Source organism: Marinomonas shanghaiensis (genome assembly GCF_003259175.1).
Taxonomy (GTDB): Bacteria; Pseudomonadota; Gammaproteobacteria; order Pseudomonadales; family Marinomonadaceae; genus Marinomonas; species Marinomonas shanghaiensis.
Genome location: NZ_QGOK01000032.1, coordinates 1 through 1,078, shown reverse-complemented (window position 1 = coordinate 1,078; position 1,078 = coordinate 1). Strand labels below are relative to the sequence as shown.

The 1,078-nt window shown below is 45.5% G+C and carries 1 protein-coding gene; it reads right to left on the bottom strand.

Translation table 11 applies throughout. From position 1 onward, the window contains the following. Nucleotides 1–15: 15 nt before the first annotated feature. A complete protein-coding gene (gene galE, locus DKT73_RS18895) occupies nucleotides 16–1,029 on the bottom strand; it encodes a UDP-glucose 4-epimerase GalE (protein ID WP_111640077.1) in 1,014 nt (337 codons plus the stop codon). Between the last annotated feature and the right edge of the window lie 49 nt (nucleotides 1,030–1,078).

Here is a 1,078-nt window from a genome sequence, read left to right as displayed (position 1 = left end):
TAGGCCGTCAAAAAACTAACCATCAAACCCATTTGGATTATTCGATTGCCAACGCCAGGTGTCTTCACACATACGCGCCAAATCAAACTCAGCTTCCCAGCCCAAAAACGACTTCGCCAAACTCGGATCTGCATAACACTGTGCAATATCACCAGGACGACGTTCGACCACTTTATACGCCACCTTTTTGTGAGAAACCGCTTCAAACGCTTTCACCATTTCCAACACAGAATAACCATTGCCCGTGCCCAAATTCACCACAAAATGTCCGGCATTCGCCAGCACCTTGTCCAGCGCACACACATGACCACGCGCCAAATCCACCACATGAATATAATCACGAACCCCAGTGCCATCGACCGTGTCATAATCATCACCAAACACACTCAAACATAGCAACTTGCCCACCGCCACTTGGCTCACAAAGGGCATCAAATTATTCGGTAAGCCCTTAGGGTCTTCACCGATTAAACCTGATTCATGAGCACCAATAGGGTTAAAATAACGCAAAGTCGCAATATTCCAATCGGCGTTGGCCTTCGCCACATCCGTCAAAATACCTTCTACCATTAACTTACTGGCCCCATAAGGGTTCGACGTAGAAGTCGCAAAATCTTCACGTATCGGCACCGACTTAGGCAACCCATACACAGTCGCAGAAGAACTAAAAATCAAATTACGCAACCCCGCCCGTTCCATCGCCTTAATCAAATTCAGCGTACCTGAAACATTATTCTCATAATACCAAAGCGGTTTTTGCACCGACTCCCCCACCGCCTTCAACCCAGCAAAATGCATCACCGCCGCAAAAGAATACTGCGCAAACACACCATCCAAAAAAGCCGAATCTAAAATATCGCCTTCCATAAACGCAGGACGCTTACCGGTAATCGTCTCAATACGATCCAACACCACCAACTTACTATTCGACAAATTATCAATAATAACCGGCTCAAAACCCGCCTTAATCAACTCAATACACGTATGCGAACCAATATAACCCGCACCACCCGTCACCAAAACAAACATCCTTCCCCCTAAAAATAAAAAAAATCAAAAATTCATTAAACCCATAAAT

Excerpts from the sequence above, each read along its gene's own strand:
- galE (WP_111640077.1), bottom strand. The coding sequence starts at position 1,029 with ATGTTTGTTTTGGTGACGGGTGGTGCGGGTTATATTGGTTCGCATACG.